The 1,439-nt window shown below is 48.6% G+C and carries 3 protein-coding genes; all 3 read left to right on the forward strand.

The genetic code is table 11. The features are described 5' to 3' along the window. Nucleotides 1-535, forward strand: a 535-nt coding sequence (locus MWN76_RS20835; RefSeq protein ID WP_250465112.1) for an RES domain-containing protein, incomplete at its 5' end; no start/stop codon positions are given. A 2-nt stretch (nucleotides 536-537) separates the two neighbouring features. Then, nucleotides 538-795 carry an MbcA/ParS/Xre antitoxin family protein gene (locus MWN76_RS20840; RefSeq protein ID WP_250465115.1) on the forward strand — a complete coding sequence of 86 codons (258 nt, stop codon included), beginning with the start codon at nucleotides 538-540 and terminating at the stop codon, nucleotides 793-795. Between the two features lie 428 nt (nucleotides 796-1,223). Further along, the coding region (locus tag MWN76_RS20845; protein WP_250465117.1) for a hypothetical protein at nucleotides 1,224-1,439 on the forward strand (216 nt) is incomplete at its 3' end.

Raw genomic sequence — 1,439 nt, forward strand, 5'->3', positions numbered from 1 at the left:
TCAGGATCCGATTGGGCTTCATGGAGGGACTAATAATTATCAGTATGCTCCGAACCCTACTAATTGGATCGACCCTTTCGGGCTTACCTGTAAAGAGATTAAACCCGATGTAGCTCCTAGTGGAAAGTCATTCGATGGAGTGGTTTATCGATATGAGCAGCCAGATAGAATTGCAACCACTTGGGATGCACATAAATGGAACAATGCCGCTAATCATAGATATACGGAGCCGGGAATAAACGGCGTTTATGCAGGAACAAGCGCTAGAACTGCTGAGGCCGAAATAGCGCATTATGGAGCTTTGTCTGGCCGTGAGTTAGTGTCGAAGAAAGTTAATATGAGCAATATTTTGGATGTAACTGACCCCGTAGTTCGTGAACAACTGGGGGTGTCATTGGAAGATATAACCGGTAATAGGTATGAAGTCACTCAGGCAGTTGGCCGATATGCAAAAGACAATGGATTTGAAGGGGTGCTTGCTCCTTCTGCTAGAGATCCAAGCGGAGCAAATTTAATATCATTTTCAGGATATTGATTATGTTGAATCAAAAGTACTGGGAAAATTATTCGAAGCTTTTTTTGGAGGACTTTGAGGAGTCTACGGAGAATAAGGAATTGATTGATATGGTTGGCGATAAAGAAATAGCCGCTGTTATTAAGTTTCATATAGGGTCCAATTATAGGAATTGGCTAGAATCTAGAGTTGACGCTCTTGGAGGAAAGACGCCTCGTGAATGTCTCTCCTCTAAGGAAGGGGCTGATGAATTAAAAGAAATGCTTATGAAGATCCATTAAGGGAGTGGAGTAGCAGATCATGGAAAGCAGAACAACAGAGAACCAGGACAACCAAGTCCGGGTAGCCAAAAACTGGAGAATTGATCGTAGGGGGCTGTAGCTCCAGAGACTGAGACATCAAGAACTTGGCATCTGGTGGACAAGACAGGGAGGGTGTTTAAGATTCTGTGTCAGCCAGGTCGCCTCATAGGTTGATGTATTTCTCCAAGTGGTCACTTTTCCTAAAGCTGTTTCAACCGGCATGATTGAGCTATAGCGAGTTCCTCGCAGTAAACCTGCGATGGTGTTCTTTAAAAGACATAAAAGATCAGGAAACGGCCGGCGGGGAAGGTAGCGATTGCAATCGCGAATGCCTTGCCCCCAGCGTTTGCCGAGCTGCTCGCAAGCGCTGCATATACTGTTACGACGCCCTGGACCGCCTGACCCAGGTGGACGGTCCCAACCCGGAGCATTTCGTCCACGACCCGGCACACAATATCCTCGCCGCCGCCGGCACCCCTGAGAAGGCGAAACAGCAGGCCGGCGAAACCAAAGTCAACGGCAACCGCCTGGCGTTCCGCGGCGACACCCACTACCGCTACGACGTCCACGGCAACCGCATCGCCGCCATGCGCGGCAAGGGCGGGAAACTCCAGACCCGCTAT

It is taken from the genome of Microbulbifer litoralis, from assembly GCF_023634065.1.
Taxonomy (GTDB): Bacteria; Pseudomonadota; Gammaproteobacteria; order Pseudomonadales; family Cellvibrionaceae; genus Microbulbifer; species Microbulbifer litoralis.

Excerpts from the sequence above, each read along its gene's own strand:
- MWN76_RS20840 (WP_250465115.1), top strand. The coding sequence starts at position 538 with ATGTTGAATCAAAAGTACTGGGAAAATTATTCGAAGCTTTTTTTGGAG.